Raw genomic sequence first — 25,358 nt, 5'->3', positions numbered from 1 at the left:
GTAGAAAAGAAACTCGATGTCACAAGGTTCCCAGCACTTCCATCTCAATGCCTTTCTCATGGGCGTGGGTCACCACGAGGCGGCGTGGCGGCATCCACGCACGGAGGCCCACCGGGTTCTGGACGTGAAGCACTTCCAGGAACTCGGGCGGATCGCGGAACGCGGCAAACTCGACTCCGTGTTCTTCGCCGACACCCTGGCAATCGGTCCGCGGCTCGAGCACAACACGCAGGCGATCTTCGAACCCGTCACGCTGCTGTCGGCCATCGCCGTCGCCACCGAACATGTGGGACTGATCGCCACGGCGTCGACGAGTTACGGCGACCCCTACAGCTTGGCGCGGAAGTTCACCTCTCTCGACCACATCAGCGGTGGCCGGGCGGGGTGGAACATCGTGACCTCGGCGGGCGCGGACGAGGCGGCGAACTTCGGCGTCGACGGAATCCCGGCGCACAGCGGAAGATACGAGCGCGCAGCGGAATTCGTCGACGTGGCACTTGCGCTGTGGGACAGCTGGGAAGACGACGCCGTGGTACTCGACCCGGACACCGGCCTGTTCGCCGACCCGGCAAAGGTCCACACGATCGACCACGACGGTCCGCGCTTCCAGGTCAAGGGGCCGCTGAACTCCCCGCGATCGGCACAGGGGCGTCCACTGCTGGTACAGGCTGGTTCTTCGGAGAGCGGTAAAGAGTTCGCCGCCCGGCATGCGGAGGCGGTCTTCACTGCGCAACGCACCCTCGCGCAAGGGCAGGAGTTCTACCGGGACCTGAAGGCGCGGGTGGTGAAGTACGGCCGCAATGCCGGCGATCTGAAGGTGCTGCCGGGTATCGTCCCGTTCATCGCAGACACCCAGGAAGAGGCGGAGGCGCTCGAACGGTCCTTTACCGAGCTGATCTCACCCGCGTACTCGCTGCGTCAGCTGTCCACGATGCTCGGCGTCGACCTCACCGAGCATTCCCTCGACGCCCCGCTCCCACCCTTGCCGCCGCTCAACGAGATTCAGGGGAACAAGAGCCGGTACCAGCTGGTGAAGGATCTTGCCGAAGGCGGCTCGCTCACCGTGCGGCAACTGATCGGACTCCTCGGCGGCGGGCGTGGACACCGCACGTTCGCCGGAACCCCCGAGCAGGTGGCGGACGAGTTGCAGATCTGGTTCGAACAGGGTGCGGCGGACGGCTTCAACATCATGCCGCCGTACTTGCCGGGAGGTCTCGACGACTTCGTCGATCGGGTGGTTCCCATTCTCCAGGACCGCGGATTGTTTCGCACCGAGTACACCTCGACGACGTTGCGCGGTCACTATGGGCTGGGCGAGGTCGGCAACCGGTTCGCACCCGGTGACCCGCTGGGCGGTGCCGTCGGCGAAGCGAGCGCATGAGCGGTCCGACCGGCCTCAAACCCTTTGTCACCACGGTCTTCGTCCCGGCCGCAATCTTCGGGATCGGCCAGGGCGCCGCGGCGCCGGTCATGGCCCTCACCGCACGTGATCTAGGTGCGTCGGTGGCGGTGTCGGGACTGATCGTGGCGGTCGTCGGGCTCGGCGCCGTGCTCGGTGACCTGCCGGCCGGGCGGATCGTAGCCAGGTTCGGCGAGCGGCGGTCGATCATCGGGGGCAGCTCGGTCGGCGCCCTCGGCGTCCTGATCTGCTTGTTTGCGCCGACGCCGGGAGTGCTGGGTCTCGGCGCCCTGCTGACCGGGCTCGCCAACGCAGTATGGGGCCTGGCCCGGCAGAGTTATCTGGCCGAGGCCGTGCCGCTCGGGCTGAGGGCACGTGCCATGTCGTCGTTTGCGGCGATGTGGCGGCTCGGCTTCTTCGTCGGCCCGCTTCTCGGTGCCGCCGTGATCCTCGTTGTCGGCACGCGCGGCGGGTTCGTCGTCCAACTTGTCGGTGTCGTGCTGTCGGGGTGGCTGATGTCCCGCGTCCCCGATCCACCGAGCCGCACGGATGGCCCGGCGAAGTCGCATGTCACGCTGCCCTCCATTCTGCGAGGGCACCGAAAGCTGTTGTCCACCCTCGGCGCCGGCTCGCTGCTGATGGGTGCGGGGCGAGCGTCTCGGGAAGCGGTGCTGCCGCTGTGGGCCGCCCACCTCGGACTCGACGCCGCCCAAGTGAGCCTGGTGTTCGGTGCCGGAGCGGCCGTCGACCTGCTGTGTTCGTATCCGGCCGGCCACTTCATGGACCGGTACGGCCGGAGATTCATCGCCGTACCCTCCCTGCTGGTGATCGGGGTGTCGTACCTGGCGTTGCCGTTCTCACACGATCTCGTGTCGATCGGCCTGGTCGCCGTCCTCATGGGCATCGGCAACGGGCTCGGCAATGGCGTCATCATGACGCTGGGAGCCGACATCGCCCCACCCGCGATCCGCGCAGAATTCCTCGCCGCCTGGCGACTGACCCACGACACCGGTATGTTCGCCGGGCCGTTGGGGGTGGGTGCGCTGGCCGCGGTGGTCCCGCTCGGGTTCGCCGTCGGTGCGGTCGGCGGGGCTGCGCTGCTCGGTGCGGGCCTGTTGTTCCGCTTCATTCCCGTCTACTCGCCGTGGCCGCCTCGACCGAGCCGCGATCCGGGTTCCGTCGCCCTCGAGAAACAAAGGACCTAGAACTCGGCCGGGCTCGGTGAGGCGGCTCCGGGCAGCTAACCGGCCATGGCCGATATCGGCGAGGCCGCCCCCGCACGCCTGGCGGGAAGCAGTGCCGCAATCACCCCGCAGATCCCGCCGAGCAACACGATGGCGAAGAGCTGCACCCACGGGATTCCGCTGAGCACCACATCGTCGTAGCCGAAAACAGACGCAGTTCCGGCGGTTCCGAAGATGAGACCGAACACGACGCCCATTCCGGACGCCACACCGGCCACCAGGAGGGCTTCCCAGATCAACATTGCGCGTACTCCTTTTCTCGTCAGGCCGAGTGCTCGAAGCAGTCCCGATTCACGACGCCGTTCGAGGACGGACAGTGCCATCGTGTTACCGACGCCGATGAGAGCGATCAGCACGGCTACCGACAGCAGGCCCACGACCACCATGAGCATGGTGTCGAGCACCGAATCGATAGCCCCGCGCATCGCGATCATGCCTTGGACTTCGCTTCCGGGCGCCAGCTCACGGGCAAGCTCCGTCACCTGGTCGGTCGCGGCCAGCGACTGCTCGTCGGAGTTGCCCTCCGACAGACGAATCCAGTACGCGTCGATAACAGGGGACGATGCCGACACCGCCATATCGGTGTGATCGAGGAGAGCCGGCTGACCGTCCCGGCCCTCCACCACCGCGACTGTGACGTCGCCGCGATCACCTCGGACCGTCGCCGTGTCTCCAGGGCTCAGACCGCTGTCCCGCAGTCCGGCGGGAGAGAGCACCAGCCGTCCCGGTGAGGGAAGGGTGATCGGGGTACGCAGCACGGACTGCGCGGCACTGCCCGACACCCCGAAGGCCTCCAGTTCGCCACGTCCATCGATGACCAGGTCGGCCCGCTCGAGCGCCGAAACCCCCGACACGCCCGTTGTTGCCGTGATCCGCGAGCCCAACTCCGGTGGAAGTCCTCGGTTCCCTGCGCTGCTGACCATCACGTCCACCGGAAACTGCTCGTCCATCGCGGCGGGGGCCGACGATTTCACTGTCGCGATCCCCACCACCAAGGTGCTGGTCAACGCCACACCGATCAACAGAGCAGTGACTGTAGCGGCGGTCCGGCGCGGATTACGGCCTGCGTTGCCCGCGGCGAGCTCGCCGACCGGACCTGCCAGCCGTGCCAGAACGATGCCCGTCCGGCTGATCAGCGCAGGCACCATCGTAGTGCTCAGTGCCGCGATGCCGAGGAACGAGAGCAATCCGCCCACAGTGGCTGCCGGAACTTGCTGTGCGAGGACGCCTACCACGGTCATCGCGATTCCGGCGGCCAGCATCCCGAGGCCGAGAACCCTGCGGCCGAGTGATATTCGCGCACTCTCCGGCTTGGCCTCCATCGGTTGCAGCGCTGCGAGTGGCGACAGTCTGGTCGCCGCCCGTCCGGGGGCAGATGCTGCCACCATGGTCATCACGATCCCCACTGCCACACCGAGCGCGACCGCCAGCGGATCGACATGCAACGTTGACAGCGGGATCGGTGCATCCGCCGCCGTGGCCACCCGTCCGACCACCCAGGCCAACGCGACCCCGACACCGGCGCCGAGAACGGACGCGATGATCCCTACTGCGGCCGCCTCCGCCCGGATACTGCGGCGCACCTGCGATGCGGTTGCACCGACACAGCGCAGGAGCGCAAGCTCCTGGGTCCGCGCCGCGAGCAGCACTGCGAAGGTATTGGCGATCACGAGCGCCGCGACAACGACCGCGATCGCGCCGAAGGACAGGAGGATGGTACTCAGTACCTCGGCCTGACCGAGATACTGTCCTGCAGCGTCTTTCGTTGCTGCGGCTCCGGTAGTCACGGTCGAGTCGGCGGGCAGGGCCTCGCGGATACGGGTGGCCAGCTCCTGCTGTGACAGGGACCCGTCACCGGCAATGCGTACCTCGTGGGTGGCGGCGTCACCGGCCCACTGAATCAGCTGGGCAGGTGTCGCGAAGACCGTGGTGCCGCGCATTCGCTGCGCTGTTCCGGAGAGGTCGACCAGCCCGACGACCCGCACACTGGTGGTCACACCGTCGCTCGCGTCGAGTGCGGTCACCGTGATCTCCGAGCCGACAGGGATTCCGGCGTCCTTACTCACCAGCGCCTCGCCGAGTCCCCTGGGCAGTTCTCCGTCGGAGACCTGCTGCCATCGCAACACACTGTCGTCCGCGATCGACACGGCGTCACCGTAGGACTTTCCGTCGATCGCGGAATCGACACGGACAGAGGCACTCACGTCATCGGTCGTCGCGGCGACGCCGGGGATCCGGGCGAGGTCGGCCGCCCTGGCGCCCGGCCCGGAAGCGACCGCGTCGGTGCCCTGATACTGCACAGCGAGCGAGTTGTCGATTCCGGCGCCGACGGTGGAGTTCAAGGTCAGCGTCGCCACGATGTACCCGACGGCGATGACCACCGCGAGAATCGAGGCCACGTACCGGCCCGCGTGCGCCCGGGCCTGCGCCAAAGCCAGCTCCCTCATCGTCGCACCGCCGCGAGGTCGTTCGCGCCGAGTGCACGCATCGACGCGATCACGGAATCTACGGTCGGCCGGAGAATGTCACCGGCGATCAAACCGTCTGCGATGAGAACCACCCGGTCCGCATACGACGCGGCAACCGGGTCGTGCGTCACCATCACCACCGTCTGCGACGTCTCCCGCACGCACGTTCGCAGCAGGCCGAGAACCTCTGTGCCGGAGTGTGAATCGAGGTTTCCGGTCGGCTCGTCGGCGAAGACGACGTCGGGCTGCGGAAGCAGAGCGCGCGCCACAGCCACCCGCTGTTGTTGCCCGCCCGACAACTCGTGGGGGAGATGATCGAGCCGGTGCGTGAGCCCGAGCTTGGCGACCACTTCCGCCATCCACTGCGGCGACGGGTTGCTGCCCGCCAGGCGCATCGGCAACATCATGTTGGCTCGTGCGCTCAGAACCGGTAGGAGGTTGAATGCCTGGAACACGAATCCGATCCGCTCACGCCGCAGTTCGGTCAGCTCCCCATCGCCCAACCCGGTCACCTCGGTGTCGCCGAGAAACACGCGGCCGGCCGTCACCGTGTCGAGTCCGGCCAGGCAGTGCATCAGTGTCGACTTGCCGGAACCCGACGGACCCATGATGGCGGTGAATTCGCCTCGTGCGAAATCGACGTCCACCCCGCCCAGCGCCCGCACCGCTGTCTCACCCGTGCCGTATACCTTCGTTACTCCGCTCGCGCGGACCGCAGCCTGCATCGTCGTCCCCACCTCCGTGTTGGTCCTTGTCATCACGGAATCGACGTTATTGCAGGTGATGCGGTGTGCGCGTCGGAGCGCGGAGCCATCTTCCGGCCGCGGCCGTCATCCTCTGGTAGGACGACGTGGGCCCCCAGCGTCAGTCCTCGGTACCGAGAAGGTCCGAGCGGCGCACCAAACCGACCTGGAATGCGAACACCACCGCCTGCACCCTGTCTCGTGAGTGCGTTTTCGACAGAACGCGTCCCACATGCGTCTTCACGGTGGTCTCCGATATGTGGAGCTGCGCCGCGATCTCCGTATTGGACAGCCCATACGCCATGGCCTCGAGGACTTCCACCTCACGGGGTGTGAGTTCCTCCGGAAGCTGTGCGCGGTCCATCGAATCCTCGAGTAACGGCCCCACGTGCTGGAGTAGGCGGCGAGTGGCCCGTGCCTCGATCACGGCGTCGCCCCGGTGCACCGTCCGGATACCGTCGAGCAACTGTTCCGGTGGAACGTCCTTGAGGAGAAAGCCACTCGCCCCCGCCCGGATTGCGGACAGCACATACTCGTCGTTGTCGAACGTGGTGAGTACCACCACTTTCGGCGCATCTTCCGCGGCCAGCAGCTGGCGGGTGGTTTCGATGCCGTCCATGCGCGGCATCTGCACATCCATCAAAACGACATCGACGCGACGTGCCGCGAGTTCGGTCAGCGCTTGCCGCCCGTCCGACGCCTCGACTACCACCGACAGGTCCGGCTGCGAATCGATGACCATCCGGAATCCGGCGCGGACCAGTTGCTGGTCGTCGATCAGCGCAACATCGATGCGGCCGCCGTGTTCGTCCATGCACTCACCCTAGGTGTTTCCGTGAGGGAGGACGGCGCGGACCCGATAGCCGCCACCAGGTTTGGGACCAGCCGTCACCCGGCCGCCGTGGAGACGTGCGCGCTCCGTCATCCCGATCAAGCCCTGCCCACCTGCGGAGGGTTCGATGAGTGCCGCCGAAACGCCCCGGCCGTCGTCCACGACAGTGACAACCAGATCTTGCTCGGTCCAGCACATTTCGACGTCGGCGTGCGCCCCCGGCCCGGCGTGCTTGAGCACGTTGGTCAGCGACTCCTGCACGATCCGGTACGCGGTCAGACTCGTTCCCGGTGGTAGTTCCCGCGGGTTACCTTCGATCTGCAGGTGCACGTCCACCCCACTTCTGCGAAGGTCTGCGACCAGCGACTCGATATCCGACGCACCGGGGATCATGGCGAAGTCCCGGGGTCGGTCCTCCCGCAACACAGACAGCAGTGCCCGCATATCCGTCAGCGCTTGCCTGCCTGTGGCGGCGATCGTCTCCAGCGCAGCGACAGCCGCTGCGGGATCCTGGGCGGCACCGTACCGTCCACCGTCGGCCTGAGCGATGACCACGGTCAGCGAGTGGGCGACGATATCGTGCATCTCCCGGGCAATCCGTGTGCGCTCGGTGATGGTGGCGATCTCGGCTTCCTGTTCCCGTTCGAGTTCGAGGAGCCGAGCTCGCTCCGCCAGCCCGTCGAGTTCCTTCATCCGAACCCGGCGCAGGTCACCGAACGCCCACACCGCGAGGACGAAGACGACGAAGGCGAGGGAGTTGTACACGATTATCTCGGACGACTTGCTGTCGGAGAAGTACTTCACCGTCGCGCCCACAGCCCCGACCATGGCGATACCGAGCGCGGTGAAACTGCTCCACCGCGGACCGTAGGCGGCGAAAGCGTAGAGCGCGATGGGGACCGCGACTACGGACAGCAGGAGGGTGTGTGCGATCACGACAAGATGCAGCACGGAGAACGCGGCGATGACGAAACCCGACACCACCGTGTGCGAACGACGCCAGGCCAGCGGCACCGTCATCCCCAAGGAAACGACCACCGCGGTCACGCTCGCCTCCACCGCGGTGAGGAGACTGAGAACGGTGACGACGCCGGCAACGCACACGTCGATTCCGCGACTGTGTTTCGCGCTCCATCGGTACCACTGTTCGGTGGAAGGAAAGCGGGCCATGCTGTGACGGTAGCGCCTGTTCACACGATCGGGCCGCGGGTGGCGCCGCACCCTGCAGGACTACCTGGACTGTGGGTACATTCTTCTCATGCGCTTCGGATTGTTCGTTCCTCAAGGCTGGCGCCTCGACCTCGTCGGTATCGATCCTTCCGAGCAGTGGGCGGTGATGCGCGACTTCTCGTTGCGTGCCGACCGCGGCTCCTGGGATTCGCTCTGGGTGTACGACCACTTCCACACCGTTCCGGCGCCCACCGAGGAGGCAACCCACGAGGCGTGGACCCTGATGTCCGCTCTCGCTGCCGTCACCTCGCGGGTGCGGCTCGGCCAGATGTGCACCGCGGTCAGCTACCGCAATCCCGCGTATCTGGCCAAGGTGGCCGCCACCACCGATCTCATCTCCGGCGGGCGAGTGGAGATGGGCATCGGAGGCGGCTGGTACGAGCACGAGTGGCGGGCCTACGGATACGGATTCCCCTCGCCCGGTGAACGTCTCGGTCGCCTCGAGGAAGGCGTTCAGATTCTGCGCCAGGCCTGGATCAACGGCAGCGCGACCCTTGCAGGCACGCACTACCAGGTGGACGGGGCGATCGTGCGGCCACTTCCCCTCCAAGAGGGCGGCATTCCCCTGTGGATTGCCGGTGGCGGCGAAAAGGTGACCCTGAAGATCGCGGCGAAGTACGCGCAGTACACCAACTTCGACGGCACTCCCGAAGGGTTCGCCCACAAGTCCGAAATCCTCCGCAGGCACTGTGAGAACGTCGGAACCGACTTCGATGCCATCGTCCGGTCGGCCAACTACAACGTCGCAATCGGAACCACCGAGGCCGAGGTCGAGCAACGACTGGCCACGCTGGTCGAGCGGGTCACCCCCTATGTCGGCGCCGAGGCGGCGGAGGGAACTCTCGGCGCCTTCCGCGGAATGCCGGGCGTGGGTACCCCGGATCAGATCATCGAGAAGCTGTCCGCTCTGAAGGCGCAGGGCATGACCTACGGCATCTTCTACTTTCCCGAAGCCGCGTACGACACGTCCGGTATCGAGCTGTTCGAGAAGGAAGTCCTCCCGGCGCTGCGTTGATCGACGGCTCGCAGGCCTACAGTGGCAGCATGTTCGTCGTCACCCTGAACACCGGCACCGTGTGGCTGAGCCCGCCGGTCGTCAGCGACATCGACGCGATCTGTGCCGCCTGTAGCGACTCCGCGATCGCCGAGTGGACCACCATGCCCTCGCCCTACGCACGATCGGACGCCGAGCACTTCGTGTCGCGGACCGTCCCCTCCGGATGGGCGGATCGAAGCCCGGTCTGGGCAATTCGCGAGCGCGCCGACGGACCGGCGGTGGGGATGATCGGACTACTCGCCCGCGACAGCTCGTCGGCCGAAATCGGATACTGGCTCGCCGCCGGTGCCCGCTCTCGAGGTCTCATGGCATCCGCGGTGGAGGTGGTGTGCGACTTTGCGTTTCGGCCGGATGTGATGGGTCTCGAACGCATCGAGTGGCGTGCCTTCGTCGGCAACCACGACTCCGCGGCGGTGGCCCGCAAACTGGGATTCCGGTTCGAAGGAGTGCAGCGCCGTGGGCTGCTCCAACGTGGAGTCCGGCGGGATTCGTGGATGGCAGCGCTGCTGGCGGACGACCCGCGCACGCCGGCAGACGGCTGGCCCGACTAGTTCAGCGCAGGCTCTCGGGAAGCTCGTGCTCGGACACGGCCACTCGCTGATCGGGACTCGTGCGCACGTGTTCCGACTCGGGGATCTTGCCCTCCAGAAATTCCCACTCCGCCTGATCGATGGCTTCGGCTGCGCGGGCGCGCACCGAGGAGTCGCGCGTCCCCCAGGCGATGGGCATCGGACTGACCATCTCCCAGGTGTCGGCGGCGCTGTGCGTGTTGCGGTCGCTCAGAAGCGCGACGGACGGCACCCTGTCGCCGACGTTCTGCTTCTGGTGTGCACGGATCGGAACGTTCCGGGTGACCAGCACGTACGACGGCCGCCCTGCCGCAGGCTTCGCTGCGTCGATCAGCGACAGCAGCGTGAGCGCACGCGGGTGCACCTCCGAGATCACGGCCGGGACCAATGGACTCTTCGCATACAGGTCTTCGATGCTGCCCACCTTCTTGGGCACCCAGAACGCCACCCACACCGACGTGAGAGCGACGAGCGCCACCACGACGCCGAGGATGATCGACCACGGATGCCCGAGCAGGACCAGCCCCACAGCCGCGGCCGCGAACAGCAGGGCAACGATGACCGCGGACACCTGGAGGCGTCGCATATCGGCGAACGTCTGATTCACAGACTTCGCGTAGGCCCGATCGACGGTGAACTCGAAATGTCGCACGGCACCAGCTTAGAGTCCGAGGCTCCGCGGCGGCGGAGTCACCCGATGGCGGGCCCGAGGAGGTCGTCGGCGTCGGTGATCCGGTACGCATAGCCCTGCTCCGCCAGAAAGCGCTGCCGGTGTGCGGCGTACTCGGCGTCGAGGGTGTCGCGGGCGACGACGGAGTAGAAGTGCGCTTGGCCGCCGTCCTGCTTGGGGCGCAGCAGCCGTCCGAGCCGCTGGGCTTCCTCCTGCCGCGACCCGAACGTGCCTGAAACCTGTACCGCGACGGATGCTTCCGGAAGGTCGATCGAGAAGTTGGCAACCTTGCTCACCACCAACGTCTGGATGTCCCCTGCCCGGAAGCTGTCGAAGAGTTCCTCACGTTCCTTGTTCTTGGTGGAGCCCTTGATGACCGGTGCGTTCAACGCCTCACCCAGCTCGTCGAGTTGGTCGAGGTAGGCGCCGATGATGAGCGTGGGTGCATCGGTATGCCGCTCGAGGATCGATTTGACCACTGCGATTTTCGTGTGTGCTGTCGAACACAGCTTGTACCGCTCGTCGGGTTCGGCGACTGCGTAGGCCATGCGCTCGGCATCGGTCAACGTGACCCGCACCTCGACGCAGTCGGCGGGAGCGATCCAGCCCTGCGCCTCGATGTCCTTCCACGGTGCGTCGTACCGCTTGGGGCCGATCAGCGAGAAGACGTCGCCCTCGCGACCGTCCTCACGCACCAACGTGGCGGTGAGGCCGAGGCGGCGACGGGACTGCAGGTCGGCGGTCATACGGAACACCGGGGCCGGAAGGAGGTGGACCTCGTCGTAGATCACGAGGCCCCAGTCGCGGGAGTCGAACAGTTCGAGGTGCTTGTACTCACCTTTGGTTCGGCGCGTGATCACCTGATACGTGGCAATGGTGACGGGCCGAATTTCCTTGCGCTCACCGGAATATTCGCCGATTTCCTCCTCCGTGAGGGAGGTGCGGGCGATGAGCTCCCGTTTCCACTGGCGTCCCGCGACGGTGTTCGTGACGAGGATCAACGTGGTGGCTTTCGCCTTGGCCATGGCCGCGGCACCGACCATGGTCTTGCCTGCGCCACAGGGAAGGACGACGACACCGGAACCGCCCGCCCAGAAGGAGTCGGCTGCCATTTCCTGGTAGTCGCGCAGATGCCAATGGCCGTCCGCCGATCCGGGCGACGTGCCGTCGTAGTCGAGGTCGATCTGGTGGGCTTCACCGTCGACATATCCGGCGAGGTCTTCGGCCGGCCAGCCCACCTTGAGGAGGAGCTGCTTGAGTCGTCCGCGCTCGCTCGGATGAACTACGACGGTGTCGTCGTCGACACGGGCGCCGAGCATCGGGGCGATCTTCTTGTGCCGGGTCACCTCGGTGAGTACGGCGCGGTCCAGACTGACGAGAGTCAACCCGTGCGCGGGGTTCTTAACCAGCTGCAGGCGGCCGTACCTGGCCATGGTGTCGACGATGTCGACCAGCAGAGGCTGCGGCACGGCATAGCGGGAGAAGTTGACGAGGGCGTCGACCACCTGTTCGGCGTCGTGCCCGGCCGCTCGCGCATTCCACAGGGCCAGGGGAGTGATGCGGTAGGTGTGGACGTGTTCCGGCGCACGCTCGAGTTCGGCGAACGGCGCGATCGCCTGCCGGGCGTCGTTCGCGCGTTCGTGATCGACCTCCAACAGCAACGTCTTGTCGGATTGGACGATCAACGGTCCGTCGGTCACGGAAGCCTCCTTGTCACGCCGGATTCTGGCCAGCCTGTCCATTGTCCTGGTATGGGCGTCGGCGCGCCACGTCGCCACCCCTCACCTGGCTCGATACCAGCACATTCCGGGCGGTGGCCGCCTAAATTGAGAGGTGAGCCGGTGGTTCCCCCAGAGACGAGGCCTGAGATGACCCAGCCCCCGACCCCCACGTCCCGATCCGAACACCCCCGGCCAGCCGCCGAACAACCCGCAGCAGCCGTACCAGCAGAATCAGCCCTACCAGCAGGGCCAGTACGGTCCGCCGCCGGGACAGCAGGGCCAGTACGGTCCGCCGCCGGGACAGCAGGGCCAGTACGGTCCGCCGCCGGGACAGCCGGGTCAGTACGGTCCGCCGCCCGGACAGTACGGGCAGTACCCGCCCGGCGGTCAGTATCCGCCTCCGAAGAAGTCGCGCAAGGGCCTGTTCATCACCCTCGCTGTGGTCGCCGTGGTACTCCTCGCCGCTGTCGCCGCAGTAGGCCTGTTCGCCGTGCGTAGTGCCGACCAGAACAGCCTCGACGTCGGAGATTGCGTCTTCTTCGAGTCCGCATCGACCACGGCCGCCGAGACCGAGCACGAAAAGCGGGACTGCTCCGACGACGACGCCACGTACGAGGTGGCCACCAAGCAGGACGGTGACGTCCAGTGCGGTGACGACTACTTCTCCTACACGCTGGTGGGGGAGGACGACACCGTCGAAAGCACGCTGTGCCTCATCCCGAACATGGTGAAAGATTCGTGCTACCTCCTCGAGGACGACGGCAGAATCGTTCCGGGTGTCTGTTCCCAACCCGACACCGTCACAGTGGTCGAACGCGTCGACGGCCAGGACGACGAATCCCTGTGCAACCAGTTCGACGCCGCATTTCCCATCGCCTTCTCGGAACCGCAACGCACCTACTGCATCGAGGTGAACTTGACCGGTTAGCGACTTCGCAACCGTGAGTGCCGTTCCCGTCGCAACGAGGCCGTGCCGATGCGCTGTGGCGGGGAAAGTGCAGGCGTACCGTCGACGTCATGACCGACGACCAGGTTGCGCCGTGGGATGACATCTACCGAGGCAATGCGGAGAACTTTTCGGGACCGGTGCCATGGAACATCGGTGAGCCGCAACCCGAGATCGCCGGACTGATCGCCGAGGGCAAGTTCCGCAGCGACATATTGGACGCGGGCTGCGGACATGCCGAAACTTCCCTCCACTTGGCGGCGCAGGGGTACACGGTGGTCGGTCTGGACCTCTCGCCGACGGCCATTGGCGTGGCTCGGGCAGCCGCGGCGGACCGTGGACTGACGACGGCCACCTTTCAGGTGGCGGACATCAGTTCTTTCACAGGCTTCGACGGACGGTTCGCCACGATCGTCGACAGCACCCTGTTCCATTCGCTCCCCGTGGACCGTCGCCGCGACTACCTGCACGCCGTCGCCCGAGCGGCGGCGCCCGGCGCGCAGTACTACATCCTGGTGTTCGCGAAGGGTGCCTTCCCCGAGGGGCAAGGACCGAATCCGGTGACCGAGGAAGAGTTACGCGAGGCCGTCGCGGAGTACTGGAACATCGACGATGTTCGCCCCGCATTCATCCACGCGCTGCTCGGACCGGAGGAGGCCGCGAACTGGGAGCGCGACGACAAGGGCCGGGCCATGCTGCCTGCATGGCTACTGTCGGCTCACCGCGACTGATAATGGGTGGGGTGACACCGCGCGAGTCGTGCGGCGCAGCCAAGCGCAGCCCCTGCCAACGATCTATATCAGCTGGCAGGGGCGCTACACGGACAACCTGCTACGTGATGACGAGCGGCGCATGAGAAATTTTGGCGAGCACGGGTCTGGAAGTCCAGAGACTGTGATCCACGCCATGGCACAAATTTCAACCACCCTGAATGCCGGGCCGCGGCTGGCGCTTTCAGCCCTGTGAGTACTTGTTAACCGCCCGCGGTTAACAAGTACTCAGTGATACTGGAGCAGTCCGGCCGGTACGAGATCTGACTCGCAAGTACTCCGACGTCCACCGCGGACTGTCTTTGCTGTGATGTGTCGGCCTCGTATCGACCGGACCAGCCCCCGTGCCTGATACGGGCCGGCCGGGCGGGTGTGACCTGATAGGAGCCTGACGCGACCAAGTCCCATCACTGTGTTGTCCACCCAGCCTCGACCGGCACGTGGCCACCGCGATGAAGGGATGACCTGTGTCCAGCATGACCGATATTTCCACCGCTGTCAGCCTCGAGATCTTCGTCGGGGTCGACACCCACAAAGACACCCACCATGCCGCGATCATCGATCACCTCGGCCGCCCGGTCGCGGATCACCAGTTCGACGCCACCCCGGCCGGGTACCGGAAACTGTTGTCCTTCATCACCGATGCCGGAGTCATCGCCTCGGTCGGGATCGAGGGCACCGGCACCTACGGGGCCGGCCTGACCCGGGTGCTCACCGAGGCCGGGTTGCCGGTGGTCGAGGTCGACAAACCCGACCGCCGCGCCCGACGCGCCCGCGGCAAGTCCGATCCGGTCGACGCCTACGCCGCCGCCACCGCAGCCCTGTCCGGGCGAGCGACCACCATCCCGAAGACCCGTGACGGCGACAGCGAGGCCCTGCGCTTCCTCTCCAGGACCCGCGCATTGGCGGTCAAGGCCCGTGCCGAGGCGTTGACCGCCCTGCGCGCGATGATCGTCGCCGCACCGGAACCACTACGCGGACAACTCCGGCACCTGACCCGCACCGACCTGATCGGCACCTGCGCCGGCCTGCGTCCCGACCCGGTCGCCGCCGGCGGCATCCTCGCCGCAACCAAGACCGCACTCCGCTCGACCGCCCGCCGCATCACCGCGTTGAGCGAGGAGATCAACGCCCTCGACACCGACCTCGCAGTGCTGACCCGACGCGCGGCACCCGCACTGCTCGCCGCGCCCGGCATCGGGATCGTCACCGCCGCCGAACTTCTGATCTGCGTCGGCGACAACCCCGACCGGCTCCGCTCGGAAGCCGCCTTCGCCACCAGCTGCGGTGTCGCACCCCTGCCAGCCTCCTCCGGCAAGATCTGCCGGCACCGGCTCAACCGTGGCGGGAACCGGCAGGCGAACCGGGCCCTGCACACCATCGTGATCAGCCGCCTCAAAACCGACACCCGCACCCGCGACTACATGGCCCGCCGCACCGAGGAAGGCAAAACCAAACGCGAGATCATCCGCTGCCTCAAACGCTACGTCGCCCGCGAAATCTACCGAGTCCTACACCCCACCCAAGTTGACTCCTCATAGGAGCATCACAGGGGGTGTCAGGCGCCGATCGAGGCCTTCATCATCGGGAGCATGGCCCAGAGCTGATCCTGCCAGTAGCCCCAGGTGTGGGTTCCGGAGGCGGGGAAGTCGTAGTGCGCGGGGATTCCCAGTGTGTCGAGCCGTACCTGGAAGGCGCGGTTCTGGGCGAGGGCGATCGCTTCGAGGCCCATCGCCGTGCTGGTGTTGAACACGCCGATGGCGGAGTCCGGCCGGTCGTACGCACCGGGCAGCCCGCTTCCCGCGGAGATCCACATCGGTAGCCCGCGGAGCAGGGGGGCGACGACGAAGGGGTCGTTGCGGAGCCAGGCCGGATCCCACGGCGGCCCCCACATGGAGTCGGAGTTGTAGCCGCCGGAGTCGAGCATCGACACCCGAATGGCTTCGCGCATGCCCGGTGCCGACAGGTTGAGGTATCCGGACATCGAACCGGCGAACGTGAACTGGTCGCGGTGATATGCCGCCAGGATGAGGGCTGCGTTGCCGCCCATCGACAGGCCGGCCACGGCGTTGCTCGTCCGACTGATGCCGTACACGTTCGCGAGGAAGTCGGGCAGGTTCTGGGTCAGGAACGACTCCCACTTGTAGGTGTAGGGCTGTCCGTTGGTATTGCTCGGGGCGTACCAGTCCGAGTAGAAGCTGGACATCCCGCCGACGGGCTCGACCACGTTGATCCCGTGATCCGACAGCCACGCGGCGTTGGTCTCGTGCTCCCAGCCGCTGACGTCGTTGGGTGCGCGGAGGCCGTCGAGCAGGTACAGGGCCTTGTTGCTGCCGTTGTTCGCCAGCCAGATCCGTACCTTGATCTGCCCGACACCTCCCGGGGCGGCAACCCAGTGTTCACGCAGCCGGTCATACGGGTTCGCGGCAGCAGTTCCGCCTCCGGCCAGTATGAATGCCAACGGCAGAATGACCACAGCGACCATCAGACGTACGACTGCGCGCAGCATCGTCCGCCGGCCCGTTCCGGTAACACTCATGTTCCAGCCTCCTGGTAGTCGTCCCCGGCCAGGTACATACCCGTAACACGTTATTGCCCGGAAACCCTGAGTCCAGGTGTTTGCGCACAATCGTTATCCGAGGCGCCGTTCAGTCGACTCGTGCGACGGAGGTGATTCGGTGCAGTGTGAAGCGACGGACACTGCCACTCGCCGGGTCGAAAGCGTCGAGTTGACCACCGCCGACGCTCACGGGGTCGACGATGCGGTGCGTCGCGACGCCCTGCGCGTCGACGTAGCCGATGGACACGCTGCTCTTCTCACGGGCGGCAGTGCTGAGCAGTGCGACGGTGGCAGCACTGCTTGCTCGCGACCCGTCGGCGCGGATGCTGCCGCGGCCGTGAGCCGATGCGGCCAGATCACCCGCACGCAGGGTGCGGACCACTGCGTCGAGCTGCGCTTCGGTGGCGACAGCCGGTGCTCGAGACCCGGGGGCCTTGCGACGGGTCAGCACCCGCGCGCCCCGCGGACGGAGGTCGACCAGCGCTCCCGAAGAATCCTCACCCGCGGGCGCGAACCCGGCGGCGCGCAGTTCGTTCAGTACCTCCCGCAGCGGGGCCTGCGACACCGCCACCGTCGGCGCCAGCGCGCGGAGCGCCAATGACGCGGCCACGGGCGACGCCAGCACCTCGGCGAGCAGGGCGGGATCCTCACAGCGGACGAAGGACGAGGCGACTCCGGCCCGCAGCCGTCCGTGCCGCCGGGCAACGTCGTCGATCAGGTACGACAACGACTGCGGCACGGGGGTGCGCGACCGGGTCGCAAAGAGGCTGTGCAGCTCGGCGGCAGTCATCCCTGCGTCGAGTGCCCTGCGCACGCTGTCTTCGCTGATTCGGTACATGGACGCGGCGCCGGCCGACTCGATGTCCGCGACCAGCGCAATCTGCTCGAGCAGGTCGGGTGTGAGCGGTCCCGGGGCGACGACGGTGAGGTCGGCCTGCACGAGAACGTGGTCGACGGGCTCGGGGAGTGAGGCATGCATCTCCGCCTCGGCGTCACCGCCGTGGATAAGCGCACGACCGGCAGAGCTGAGGGCGCCGCGCGCGACCAGACCGAGAGTCGCGGCCTCGTCGAGGGTCCGCTCCACCGCATGGACGCGCAGTCGGGCACCCCACCGCGGGCGACGCCACGCGAGCAGTCGGCTCAATTCCGCGGGCGCGACGGACTGACCGCTCCCGAGTTCGGCGAGAAGCCCGAGTATCGTCTGCCGGTCGCGGGGTGCGGACGGCGCCCGCACCTCCTCCGACAAGGCGGCAACCGGTTTGTCGTTGGAATCGCGCATACCGATGAACCACGCCATGCGCGGCAACTCGAGCCATCCGGAGGCCAATGCGTGCCATCGCCGGGCGATTGGCGCATTCAGCCAGTTGTCGACGGCGGCCGTCGGAGCCCAGTAGCTGTCCCCACTGTCCGAGGGCGGAGCCGGATCAGGCGCGCCGCTCGCGATCAACCCGGCCGCCGAGAGAAGCTCGACCAGCAGACTCAGCCGGTTCTCGTCGATCCCGGACACCTTCGCGATGCGCCGTAGCTCCCGGACACCCAGACCGCCGGCCCGCAGGGCGGGCGCGGGTGCCTCTCCGAGAACCTTGACGACGTCCTCGCAGTGGCGGACCAGTTCGAGGGCCTCACCCGCCGCTGCGGCATTGATGTCGGCCGGTTTGTACTTACGGCCGGTCACGGCGGGCGGCGTCAGGGAGGTGGGGTCGAAAGCGGCTTCACCGCGCAGGACCTGACGCACCTGGAACGGCAGCTCCACCGTCTCTTCGTCGACCCAGCGCAGGAGTCCTGCAGCGAGAAGGCGCTGCACGGGCCGATCGGCAGGCGTTCCCGGGGCCGCGTCCCGCGTCCGACCGACGGACGTGGAGCGGGCGAGCGTCTCGAGGATGTCGCGTTCGACCGTCACCAGCTGTGCCAGAGCAGCGGTGATGCCGGCCTCGTCGAGCGTCTCCGTGGGCTCGGCGATACGTCCGACGCGCCACGGGATGGTCGCGACGACGGCGGGAACGATGCGGAGATTGTCGGCATCGCCCCACACCAGTGCCAGCGACCGCAGGGTATCGAGGGTGGCGTCGACCGTCTTCTTGTTCACCCTCGTCCCCACTGCACCCAAGAGTGTGGCGCGGGAGACAGGCATCTCGTCCGCTTTGTCGAGGGCCAGTAGTTCGAGGATGCCGAACTCGAGCGAGGTGAGATTGTCGGCGGCACGGGCCACCGACGCCCGCTGTTCGGCGCGTCCGGCGAGAACGACGATCGTGGCAGGCGGAGGGACCGCCAAGTCGGGGCGCGCACGAAGCAGCGCGATCAGGTGGGCGTCGCTGCGCGCTGCCAGCCAGTCGGCGAGACTTGCGCCGCCGGCGGTGCTCGTAGCGGTGCCGGGGGTCGTGACGGTGTCGTCGGTGTCGGTCATCGACTATCAGATTAGAGACCTGGGCTGTACGTCGCCGACCGCTCCTGTCAAAATGTCCCCGTGGCTAACAATTCTAAGAAGCAGTATGTGGATCCAGGGTGGCCCGAAACCGCCGATGGAGATCACGCCGTGACCGAACTGTCGTCGAGCCGGGCGGGCGGTCTGTCCCCGTTCGGCGAGGACACCGAGTTCCCGCTGCCGGCGGAGTCGTTGCCGTACGCGCATCCGCACACGGTGATCAACCGCTAGTACAACGGCAGAAGAGGGGCCCTGCACCGGAATGGTGCAGGGCCCCTCTTCGCTGTGCCGAGAGGACTTACTGCGGAAGCAGGGCCCGGTTGGCGTCGATGAGCTGCAGGATCTGGGGATCGATCTGGATACCCTGAGCCTTGACGGCCTCGATGGCCGAGTCGATGGCGTCCGCAGCCTGCGGGGCCGCATTGGTGCTTGGAACGCCGCTGGTGAGGTCGGGGAGCGCCGGGGCCTGCGGGACGTCGGGCACGGTGGCCGGCGCGTTGCGCTGGGTGGGGGCGCTGCTCAGGCCGAGGCTCGAGGAGCAGGACGGCCATGCGCCCCATCCCTGCGAGTCGAGAACACGCTCGGCAACGACGATCTGCTCTTCGCGTGAAGCCTGGTTGGCGGTGGCGGCGTACTGGCTACCGCCGTGTGCGTTCCACGTGCTTGGCGAGAACTGCAGGCCGCCCTGGTAGCCGTTTCCGGTGTTGATGCCCCAGTTTCCGCCGGACTCACACTGCGCGAGGCGGTCCCAGTCGGAATCGGGGGCTGCGTTGGCGGTGCCCGAGAAGGCTGCTCCGGCGACGCCCATGATGGCGCCGGTGACGGCGACCTTGGCGACGGTACGGCCGGTGGTGGTGGGCTTGCGATGACGTCCGCTCATAGTGGGTCGAGATCCTCTCCACACGCGCCTGCGAGGTCAGCTGTCGGGTTCGGGCTGAGAGGTCGCCCGGCCTCACCCCTCCTGGCTTGGAGAGGGTCTGGCTTCACCCCGAGGTCCGACTGTGCGTGGCACATTCGGACCGGTGTCCGCCTGGGAACTCGAGTTCCCTGGAGGACTTTGGGTCCCCCGTCCTCGTCCCTGGAATGCTTCGTCGGGACTCCGGTACCCGCGGGACGAGGCTTGGCGCGGCGGGCCGGATGTGGCCGATGTTTGCTCGACCGCTGACGACGGTAACGGTCCGAGGCCTCAGTGTCACCATTTGATAACGCCGCGTGTCCGTGCCTGATGCAGCCCACTATCCGGGGCCTCGCGGACTCTTCCCAGCTAGTAGCGGCGAGACGTGCCTATCGCCGACCCGTTGCTCTTCTGTTACCGGGCCGTTATGTGAGTAACGTCACATCAGCGTGGAGCGTCGACTATGTCCTTGCCGAGAGGCATGAGCGAGATCGGAATCATCTTGATGTTCGCCACGGCGAGGGGGATGCCGATGATGGTGATCGCCATGGCAACCGCGGTGACGACGTGGGCGATCGCCAGCCACAGACCGGCGATGATGAACCAGATGACGTTGCCGATCAGCGACGCCACCCCGGCCGTCGGTTTGTCGACGACCGTCTTCCCGAACGGCCACAGCGCGTAGACGCCGACGCGGAAGGAGGCGATCCCGAACGGAATGGTGATGATCAGAATGCAGCAGAGGATTCCGGCGACGAAGTAGCCCAAGGCGAGCCAGAGCCCACCGAAGATCAGCCAGATGATGTTGAGCAGAAGTCTCATGATCGTCCCGTCGTAGTGAGGGTCTGGATGTCGTCGCCGAGCGTGTGCACGATCAGCGTGTTCGTCGGCCCTGTCTCAGCGCCGCCACGATCCCGAGAAGGAAACCGATCGGGCACGCGAGCGCGATGAGATACAGGACGAGTCCGGGATCGCTGTCCGAGACCACCGGGGTGAGAAAGATCGCCACGATCGCGAGGAATCCGACCGCGAACAAGGCAAGCGCCACCCGCAGCAGACCATCGTGGGTGCGGGGGGTCCCGGGCGTGCTCGGGGGAGTCGATTCTGGGGGCACACCAGCAACGATAATGCCTGGAAACCCGAATGCCGGAGGCAGTGTGTGCAAGGTAGACTGTGGATACTGCGCGTCCCGCACCAAAGGTGGGGCGCGTTGTTTTGCATACCAATTGCACTTCAAGTGATGAGCGGGTGAACGCGGTGCCGACCGGCAAGGTGAAGTGGTACGACGTCGAAAAGGGCTTCGGCTTTCTGTCGCAGGAAGAGGGGGAGGACGTCTATGTGCGTTCGTCCGCTCTGCCCGAAGGCGTCGAGGGCCTCAAGGCCGGCCAGCGCGTCGAGTTCGGCATGGCCGCCGGGCGGCGCGGTCCTCAGGCGTTGAGCTTGAAAGTGCTCGACCCGGCGCCGTCGCTGCGCCAGAACGCCGGGCGCAAGGAACCTTCCGCGAAGAAGCACACGCCCGACGAATTGCACGGCATGGTCGAGGACATGATCACGCTCCTCGAGGCGAAGGTGCAGCCCGACCTGCGCCGGGGCAAATACCCCGACCGCAAGACGGCTCAGCGCATCTCCGAGGTGGTCCGCGCCGTCGCCCGGGAACTCGACAGCTGACAGAACGCTTTCCGAAAAAGGAACCCCGCACCACGACACGGTGCGGGGTTCCTTTTTCGCTTGCTGTCGAATCAGGCCGTCTTGATCGACCAGGCGGCCCGCGCCTGCGTCAGCCCCTGCTCGTCGATGACGGCGGAGGGCAACTGGATCTCGACTCCGGCCAGTTGTAATTCTTCCGTCGACGGCACGGTCACTGCACGGGTCTCACCCGCGCGGTGCGCCCTCTCCTGCACGACGACCTGCCCCGAAGGGTCCTGATAGACGACGACCATGCGCCACGGTGCGTCGACGATCTCCTGCGGCAGCGACAACTGCAGCGCGGATCCCGGGGGCACGTTCAGCTCGGCAAGCCGGCCCGTCTCGCAGTTCTCGAGGTACAGATTGCAGAACGCCAGTGGGGCCACTTGCTCCGCGTGGCCGTGCGCGAAGGCGGTGATCTCGGGCAGGCGGGGATCGGAGTCCCGAATGAGCGCGTACAGAACCCCGACGAAGGCCACGGCCGCCACGACCAGTCCCACGGTGATCAGTGCCAGGGTCTTCTTGGTTCGCGCCTGCATACTCACTTACGTCACATTTCCCGTCGATCGGTCGGCCCTGTGGGTCGAGATTGGCTGAGTTACTTCCTGTTCGGCGAGGTCGGGCCGCTTTCCGCCGAGCCCTGGCAGCAGCGTGCTGCCCCGGTAGGTGAGGACCGTCTGCACCAGCCCGACGGTCATGACCGCCGACACCACGGTGAATCCGATCCAGTACTCGGTGGGGAGCAGGACGCCCAGCGCACCGCCCACCACCCAGCTGAGTTGCAGCACCGTCTCGGAACGACCGAATCCCGAGGCGATCGATTCTTCCGGCAGATCGTGTTGCAAGGATGCGTCCAGCGACACCTTGGCCAGGGCGCTCGCCGCCGACCCGACGAGGGTGGCAACGGCTGCGGTGAGCAGGTTGTCGGTGACGGCAGCGATCACGGCCACCACCCAGACGGCGCCCGTGCAGCGCAAAACGATCAGAGCGGGACGACCGAGTTTGAGGCGGGCGCCGGCGGCGTTGCCGGTGAAGTTCCCGATGCCGGCAGCCGCCCCGACCAAGCCCAGCATCGCGGCCTGGATCAGTGGTTCGTGGTCGGTCCGGGACTTCGCCACGAACGCGATGTACAGGGTGAGGAACCCGGTGAGCACGCGGATCGTGCTGTTGCCCCACAGCCCGGTGATGACCGCCCGTCCCAGCGGCTGCCTGCGCTTACCCGACTTGATGCCGGCGTCCGCCTCCGGCATCACGCGGGTGCGGTCGATGACCTCGGTGCGCCGGTCGTCACCGTGGTAGGTGAGCGTGGCCGGGACCTCGCCTTCGGTCACCTCCACCCACGACGGGATACGCATGCTCAGGTAGGCACCGAGAACGGTGATCACCGCGGCCAGCCACAACGTCGCCATGGACGATCCGGTGACCAGTGCGAGAGCGCCCGCGAGAGCGCCCGCGCCGATGGTTCCGCCGAGGAGACCGAACACCGTGAGCCGGGAGTTGACCCGGACGAGGTCGATCTCGGGCGGTAGTACTCGTGGTGTGACAGCGCTCTTGAGGACCGAGAACGACTTACTGAGCACCATCATCCCGAGTGCGGCGGGATAGAGCACCCAGCTGTCGAAGTTGAAGACCAGGATGATCGCGAGCGCGGTACGCAGTCCGAACGACGACGCGAGGGCGATGCGCCGACCGTGCTGAAGACGGTCGAGCATCGGGCCGATCAGTGGGGCGATGACCGCGAACGGGGCGATGGTGATCAGAAGATATAGCGCGACCTTGGTCTTGTCCTCGCCCGTCGCCGCGGAAAAGAACAGGGTGTTCGCGAGCGCGACGGCGATGGCCGCATCGGTCGCGTTGTTGGTCATCACCGCATAGGTGAGCGCGGTGAGTCCCGATTTGTCCGCACCATCTGCCTTCGCTGCCCGGTGGAAAGTGGCGATCGTCCTGTTGGTCAGCTCGCGACTGCGCATGGCGGCTACCCGGGTGACCGTGAGCTTGCGCGGCATCGGCGGCGCCTTGGGTGCGTTCGCCCGGTCCTCCTCCGACCGGGATCGCTGCCCGCCGCCCACCGGATGCAGGGGCGGCAACGGCGTACGTCGTCCTCCGGAGCGGGCAGCCGGAGGATAATTGTCGTAGCCGGGATGAGCGGTGGGCCCGGAATTGCCGTGGGGCGCCCGACTGCTGTCGGAGTCGAAGGGTTCGCGCGGTCCGGTCACTCCCCAATTCTGTCCTAGTCGGCGGACATCCGACCACAGCAACCCCGGGCAAGCTGGTGGGACCGGCCTGTCAGGGAACGAATCGGACCTCGAACATGCGCGGCCAGTATTTTCCGGTGAGGAGGAATCGGTCGGTTCCGGGAATCTGGGCGACGCCGTTGAGGACGTCGACGTCCCGCGGCCCGGCCGGCAAGGCGTCGCGTAGTGCGCTCGCGTCTATCACCGCGATCACGCCGCCGTCGGCGGGATCGATACGGACGAGGGTGTCGGTGGTCCACACATTGGCGTAGATGGTGCCGTCGTCCGCGCACTCGAGTTCGTTGAGGTGCGTGACGGCAACCCCGTCCCGGCGCGCCTGGACGGAGCGCTGCGCTTCGAACGTTCGAGGGTCGCGGAAGGTGAGGGTCGACGAGCCGTCACTGGTTACGAGAGTGTCGGCAAGCGCGCATATGCCCCAGCCCTCGGCGTCCAGTGTGACCCGTCGCTGCTCGCTCAGGGTCTCCCGGTCCCGCGCGATGGCCACCCCGTCACGCCAGGTCAGCTGCCACACCGTGTCGTCGACGACCGTGATGCCCTCGCCGAACAGTGGGGGAGGGAGCTCGGCACGAGCGCGGACGGTCCCGCTGCCCAGGTTCGTCGCACGAACCCACGACTCGCCGCTTCGACCTGTCCCCTCGAAGAGATCGTCGCCGGCGATCTCGAGCCCCTGTGTGAACGCATTCGGGTCGTGGTCGAGGGTGCGCAGTATCTCGACACGCAGCTCGGCGTCGGGGGCATCGGCCGCTGTGGGTGCCTGCGCGGAGCAGGAGGTCACCATCATCGCGACCCCGAGGAGGGGCGCCGCGAGTGCGGGGACGAGGTGCCTTCCGCCGGTCATCGGACCAGCATGACAGCCCAGGTGGGCATCCACTTGCGGTGGTGCGGCAAACTGGTGGTGTGAGTGTTGCTTCTTCCGACGAGCGCGCAGTGTCGCGCCCCGTACTGACCGACGCCGTCGAGCTCGCCCGAACCGCGCTGGCCGAACTGCAGGACGGGGGAATCGGCGAGTACCTGGGTGTCACCACCGAGGACGAGTGCGCCGCGACTCACCGTTTCGTTGCCGACCTTCCGGGCTACCGGGGCTGGCAGTGGGCGGTGGTGGTGGCCGCTGATCCCGCGGCGGATCACGCCACCGTCAGCGAGATCGCCCTCCTTCCCGGACCCGATGCCCTCGTCGCCCCCGACTGGATTCCCTGGGATCAGCGCATCCGGCCAGGTGACCTGTCGGCCGGTGATCTGCTGGCACCCCCGGCCGGCGACCCCCGGCTCGTTCCCGGCTACGTCGCCAACGGCGACCCAGAGGTCGACGACGTCGCCCTCGAAATCGGGCTCGGCCGCAAACAGGTGATGAGCCTCGAGGGCCGTCTCGACGCCGCGCAGCGCTGGCACGACGGCGAGTACGGTCCGGATTCGGAGATGGCCAGGGCGGCCCCGTCCACGTGCTCCCTGTGCGGGTTCTATCTGCCGCTCGCCGGGTCGCTGCATCGAGCGTTCGGCGTGTGCGGCAACGAGTTGGCGGCGGACGGGCACGTCGTCGACGCCGACTACGGATGCGGGGCCCATTCGGACACCTCGCTGCCGTCGGGTGCCGGTTCGCCGCAGTTCGACGCCTACGACGACGGCGCCGTCGAGATGGTCGAGGGTCCGACCGGAACCGACTCCGGGAACGCCGACACCGACGCGGAGACAGTGACGGCCGAGGCGACCGCGGCCGGGAACTCCGACGTGGAGGATTCCGCATCGACCAGCTAGCCGATCCTTTCGGCACGGGTGCCCTTCGGGACTCGACGCTGCACGCGTGGCGCACCTCACCCACCCGGTTGAGGGAAGACGCCGCCGCGGAGTCCGATCTCGTCCATGCCGGTTACCGCGACCGGTTGCTGACCGAGCT

24 protein-coding genes and 1 riboswitch are annotated in these 25,358 nt (G+C 66.9%); of the genes, 10 read left to right on the top strand and 14 right to left on the bottom strand.

Going from position 1 to position 25,358, the window contains the following annotated elements; genetic code table 11:
* The first annotated feature begins 16 nt into the window (after nucleotides 1-16).
* Together JQT59_RS31810 and JQT59_RS31805 are read left to right on the top strand one after the other, a co-directional pair.
* Nucleotides 17-1,381 carry an LLM class flavin-dependent oxidoreductase gene (locus JQT59_RS31810; protein WP_213573391.1) on the top strand — a complete coding sequence of 455 codons (1,365 nt, stop codon included), beginning with the start codon at nucleotides 17-19 and terminating at the stop codon, nucleotides 1,379-1,381.
* Nucleotides 1,378-2,604, top strand: coding sequence for an MFS transporter (locus tag JQT59_RS31805; protein ID WP_213573390.1), 1,227 nt, complete (start codon nucleotides 1,378-1,380; stop codon nucleotides 2,602-2,604). Before JQT59_RS31810 ends, JQT59_RS31805 begins: the two co-directional genes overlap by 4 nt.
* A gap of 35 nt (nucleotides 2,605-2,639) precedes the next feature.
* Here JQT59_RS31805 and JQT59_RS31800 read toward each other — a convergent pair whose 3' ends face one another.
* The 4 genes from JQT59_RS31800 to JQT59_RS31785 all read right to left on the bottom strand — a co-directional run bounded on the left by JQT59_RS31800 (nucleotide 2,640) and on the right by JQT59_RS31785 (nucleotide 7,856).
* A complete protein-coding gene (locus tag JQT59_RS31800) occupies nucleotides 2,640-5,090 on the bottom strand; it encodes an ABC transporter permease (RefSeq protein WP_213573389.1) in 2,451 nt (816 codons plus the stop codon).
* Nucleotides 5,087-5,869, bottom strand: a complete 783-nt coding sequence (locus JQT59_RS31795) for an ABC transporter ATP-binding protein (protein WP_249353991.1) — start codon at nucleotides 5,867-5,869, stop codon at nucleotides 5,087-5,089. Before JQT59_RS31795 ends, JQT59_RS31800 begins: the two co-directional genes overlap by 4 nt.
* 106 nt (nucleotides 5,870-5,975) lie before the next feature.
* Nucleotides 5,976-6,668 (bottom strand): response regulator, encoded by a 693-nt coding sequence (locus tag JQT59_RS31790; protein ID WP_213573388.1) that lies wholly within the window; start codon nucleotides 6,666-6,668, stop codon nucleotides 5,976-5,978.
* A 9-nt stretch (nucleotides 6,669-6,677) separates the two neighbouring features.
* Nucleotides 6,678-7,856 carry a sensor histidine kinase gene (locus tag JQT59_RS31785; protein ID WP_213573387.1) on the bottom strand — a complete coding sequence of 393 codons (1,179 nt, stop codon included), beginning with the start codon at nucleotides 7,854-7,856 and terminating at the stop codon, nucleotides 6,678-6,680.
* Nucleotides 7,857-7,944: 88 nt separating this feature from the next.
* Between JQT59_RS31785 and JQT59_RS31780 the strand changes: the two genes are divergently transcribed.
* Nucleotides 7,945-8,931 (top strand): LLM class F420-dependent oxidoreductase, encoded by a 987-nt coding sequence (locus JQT59_RS31780; protein ID WP_213573386.1) that lies wholly within the window; start codon nucleotides 7,945-7,947, stop codon nucleotides 8,929-8,931.
* A 29-nt stretch (nucleotides 8,932-8,960) separates the two neighbouring features.
* A complete protein-coding gene (locus JQT59_RS31775; RefSeq protein ID WP_213573385.1) occupies nucleotides 8,961-9,524 on the top strand; it encodes a GNAT family N-acetyltransferase in 564 nt (187 codons plus the stop codon).
* A 1-nt stretch (nucleotide 9,525) separates the two neighbouring features.
* Here JQT59_RS31775 and JQT59_RS31770 read toward each other — a convergent pair whose 3' ends face one another.
* Both JQT59_RS31770 and JQT59_RS31765 read right to left on the bottom strand, forming a co-directional pair.
* Entirely contained in the window at nucleotides 9,526-10,194 is a 669-nt protein-coding gene (locus JQT59_RS31770; protein WP_213573384.1) for a DUF3239 domain-containing protein, read from the bottom strand.
* Nucleotides 10,195-10,232: 38 nt separating this feature from the next.
* Entirely contained in the window at nucleotides 10,233-11,912 is a 1,680-nt protein-coding gene (locus tag JQT59_RS31765) for a DNA repair helicase XPB (protein ID WP_109327371.1), read from the bottom strand.
* A 460-nt stretch (nucleotides 11,913-12,372) separates the two neighbouring features.
* Between JQT59_RS31765 and JQT59_RS37375 the strand changes: the two genes are divergently transcribed.
* The 3 genes from JQT59_RS37375 (at nucleotide 12,373) to JQT59_RS31750 (ending at nucleotide 15,190) form a co-directional block, all read left to right on the top strand.
* A complete protein-coding gene (locus JQT59_RS37375) occupies nucleotides 12,373-12,861 on the top strand; it encodes an LppU/SCO3897 family protein (RefSeq protein ID WP_249353990.1) in 489 nt (162 codons plus the stop codon).
* An 89-nt stretch (nucleotides 12,862-12,950) separates the two neighbouring features.
* Nucleotides 12,951-13,610, top strand: a complete 660-nt coding sequence (locus tag JQT59_RS31755; RefSeq protein ID WP_213573383.1) for a class I SAM-dependent methyltransferase — start codon at nucleotides 12,951-12,953, stop codon at nucleotides 13,608-13,610.
* Nucleotides 13,611-14,125: 515 nt separating this feature from the next.
* Nucleotides 14,126-15,190: an IS110 family RNA-guided transposase gene (locus JQT59_RS31750; protein ID WP_213573382.1), complete on the top strand. Its 1,065-nt coding sequence runs from the start codon at nucleotides 14,126-14,128 to the stop codon at nucleotides 15,188-15,190.
* Nucleotides 15,191-15,207: 17 nt separating this feature from the next.
* Here JQT59_RS31750 and JQT59_RS31745 read toward each other — a convergent pair whose 3' ends face one another.
* Nucleotides 15,208-16,188, bottom strand: coding sequence for an alpha/beta hydrolase (locus tag JQT59_RS31745; RefSeq protein ID WP_249353988.1), 981 nt, complete (start codon nucleotides 16,186-16,188; stop codon nucleotides 15,208-15,210).
* A 109-nt stretch (nucleotides 16,189-16,297) separates the two neighbouring features.
* Nucleotides 16,298-18,613: a helicase-associated domain-containing protein gene (locus JQT59_RS31740; protein WP_213573381.1), complete on the bottom strand. Its 2,316-nt coding sequence runs from the start codon at nucleotides 18,611-18,613 to the stop codon at nucleotides 16,298-16,300.
* Between the two features lie 60 nt (nucleotides 18,614-18,673).
* Here JQT59_RS31740 and JQT59_RS31735 point away from each other — a divergent pair, with 60 nt between their 5' ends.
* The gene (locus tag JQT59_RS31735; RefSeq protein WP_109327376.1) at nucleotides 18,674-18,862 is read left to right on the top strand and encodes a hypothetical protein; all 189 of its coding nucleotides are present in this window, start codon (nucleotides 18,674-18,676) and stop codon (nucleotides 18,860-18,862) included.
* Between the two features lie 67 nt (nucleotides 18,863-18,929).
* On the opposite strand, the gene JQT59_RS31730 is transcribed toward JQT59_RS31735, so the two are convergent.
* From JQT59_RS31730 to JQT59_RS31720, 3 genes are all read right to left on the bottom strand, one after another.
* Complete coding sequence (locus JQT59_RS31730) at nucleotides 18,930-19,511, bottom strand: resuscitation-promoting factor Rpf1 domain-containing protein (protein ID WP_213573380.1); 582 nt, start codon at nucleotides 19,509-19,511, stop codon at nucleotides 18,930-18,932.
* 9 nt (nucleotides 19,512-19,520) lie between these two features.
* Nucleotides 19,521-19,735: riboswitch (cyclic di-AMP (ydaO/yuaA leader) on the bottom strand.
* A 235-nt stretch (nucleotides 19,736-19,970) separates the two neighbouring features.
* Nucleotides 19,971-20,348, bottom strand: a complete 378-nt coding sequence (locus tag JQT59_RS31725) for a YccF domain-containing protein (RefSeq protein WP_213573379.1) — start codon at nucleotides 20,346-20,348, stop codon at nucleotides 19,971-19,973.
* A gap of 52 nt (nucleotides 20,349-20,400) precedes the next feature.
* On the bottom strand, nucleotides 20,401-20,640 hold the full coding sequence (locus JQT59_RS31720; RefSeq protein ID WP_213573378.1) for a hypothetical protein: 240 nt from the start codon (nucleotides 20,638-20,640) through the stop codon (nucleotides 20,401-20,403).
* 143 nt (nucleotides 20,641-20,783) lie between these two features.
* Between JQT59_RS31720 and JQT59_RS31715 the strand changes: the two genes are divergently transcribed.
* Nucleotides 20,784-21,194 carry a cold-shock protein gene (locus JQT59_RS31715; protein WP_159926933.1) on the top strand — a complete coding sequence of 137 codons (411 nt, stop codon included), beginning with the start codon at nucleotides 20,784-20,786 and terminating at the stop codon, nucleotides 21,192-21,194.
* 71 nt (nucleotides 21,195-21,265) lie between these two features.
* On the opposite strand, the gene JQT59_RS31710 is transcribed toward JQT59_RS31715, so the two are convergent.
* The 3 genes from JQT59_RS31710 to JQT59_RS31700 form a co-directional block, all read right to left on the bottom strand.
* On the bottom strand, nucleotides 21,266-21,751 hold the full coding sequence (locus JQT59_RS31710; RefSeq protein WP_213578272.1) for a DUF2771 domain-containing protein: 486 nt from the start codon (nucleotides 21,749-21,751) through the stop codon (nucleotides 21,266-21,268).
* 6 nt (nucleotides 21,752-21,757) lie between these two features.
* A complete protein-coding gene (locus JQT59_RS31705) occupies nucleotides 21,758-23,428 on the bottom strand; it encodes an MFS transporter (RefSeq protein WP_213573377.1) in 1,671 nt (556 codons plus the stop codon).
* A 70-nt stretch (nucleotides 23,429-23,498) separates the two neighbouring features.
* Nucleotides 23,499-24,305, bottom strand: a complete 807-nt coding sequence (locus JQT59_RS31700) for a glutaminyl-peptide cyclotransferase (RefSeq protein ID WP_213573376.1) — start codon at nucleotides 24,303-24,305, stop codon at nucleotides 23,499-23,501.
* Nucleotides 24,306-24,343: 38 nt separating this feature from the next.
* On the opposite strand from JQT59_RS31700, the gene JQT59_RS31695 reads away from it, so the two are divergent.
* The gene (locus tag JQT59_RS31695) at nucleotides 24,344-25,219 is read left to right on the top strand and encodes a DUF3027 domain-containing protein (protein ID WP_213573375.1); all 876 of its coding nucleotides are present in this window, start codon (nucleotides 24,344-24,346) and stop codon (nucleotides 25,217-25,219) included.
* The last annotated feature ends 139 nt before the right edge of the window (nucleotides 25,220-25,358 follow it).

Origin of the sequence: Rhodococcus sp. USK13, assembly GCF_018343855.1 — a bacterium.
GTDB lineage: Bacteria > Actinomycetota > Actinomycetes > Mycobacteriales > Mycobacteriaceae > Rhodococcus_F > Rhodococcus_F oxybenzonivorans.
Note: the sequence above shows the minus strand (reverse complement) of the source record. Positions and strands in the feature narration are given on the sequence as shown.

What these genes read in the sequence shown, in the direction of transcription:
- JQT59_RS31810 (WP_213573391.1), top strand. Translation starts at nt 17, where the DNA reads ATGTCACAAGGTTCCCAGCACTTCCATCTCAATGCCTTTCTCATGGGC.
- JQT59_RS31805 (WP_213573390.1), top strand. Translation starts at nt 1,378, where the DNA reads ATGAGCGGTCCGACCGGCCTCAAACCCTTTGTCACCACGGTCTTCGTC.
- JQT59_RS31800 (WP_213573389.1), bottom strand. Translation starts at nt 5,090, where the DNA reads ATGAGGGAGCTGGCTTTGGCGCAGGCCCGGGCGCACGCGGGCCGGTAC.
- JQT59_RS31795 (WP_249353991.1), bottom strand. Translation starts at nt 5,869, where the DNA reads ATGACAAGGACCAACACGGAGGTGGGGACGACGATGCAGGCTGCGGTC.
- JQT59_RS31790 (WP_213573388.1), bottom strand. Translation starts at nt 6,668, where the DNA reads ATGGACGAACACGGCGGCCGCATCGATGTTGCGCTGATCGACGACCAG.
- JQT59_RS31785 (WP_213573387.1), bottom strand. Translation starts at nt 7,856, where the DNA reads ATGGCCCGCTTTCCTTCCACCGAACAGTGGTACCGATGGAGCGCGAAA.
- JQT59_RS31780 (WP_213573386.1), top strand. Translation starts at nt 7,945, where the DNA reads ATGCGCTTCGGATTGTTCGTTCCTCAAGGCTGGCGCCTCGACCTCGTC.
- JQT59_RS31775 (WP_213573385.1), top strand. Translation starts at nt 8,961, where the DNA reads ATGTTCGTCGTCACCCTGAACACCGGCACCGTGTGGCTGAGCCCGCCG.
- JQT59_RS31755 (WP_213573383.1), top strand. Translation starts at nt 12,951, where the DNA reads ATGACCGACGACCAGGTTGCGCCGTGGGATGACATCTACCGAGGCAAT.
- JQT59_RS31750 (WP_213573382.1), top strand. Translation starts at nt 14,126, where the DNA reads ATGACCGATATTTCCACCGCTGTCAGCCTCGAGATCTTCGTCGGGGTC.
- JQT59_RS31745 (WP_249353988.1), bottom strand. Translation starts at nt 16,188, where the DNA reads ATGAGTGTTACCGGAACGGGCCGGCGGACGATGCTGCGCGCAGTCGTA.
- JQT59_RS31740 (WP_213573381.1), bottom strand. Translation starts at nt 18,613, where the DNA reads ATGACCGACACCGACGACACCGTCACGACCCCCGGCACCGCTACGAGC.
- JQT59_RS31730 (WP_213573380.1), bottom strand. Translation starts at nt 19,511, where the DNA reads ATGAGCGGACGTCATCGCAAGCCCACCACCACCGGCCGTACCGTCGCC.
- JQT59_RS31725 (WP_213573379.1), bottom strand. Translation starts at nt 20,348, where the DNA reads ATGAGACTTCTGCTCAACATCATCTGGCTGATCTTCGGTGGGCTCTGG.
- JQT59_RS31710 (WP_213578272.1), bottom strand. Translation starts at nt 21,751, where the DNA reads ATGCAGGCGCGAACCAAGAAGACCCTGGCACTGATCACCGTGGGACTG.
- JQT59_RS31700 (WP_213573376.1), bottom strand. Translation starts at nt 24,305, where the DNA reads ATGACCGGCGGAAGGCACCTCGTCCCCGCACTCGCGGCGCCCCTCCTC.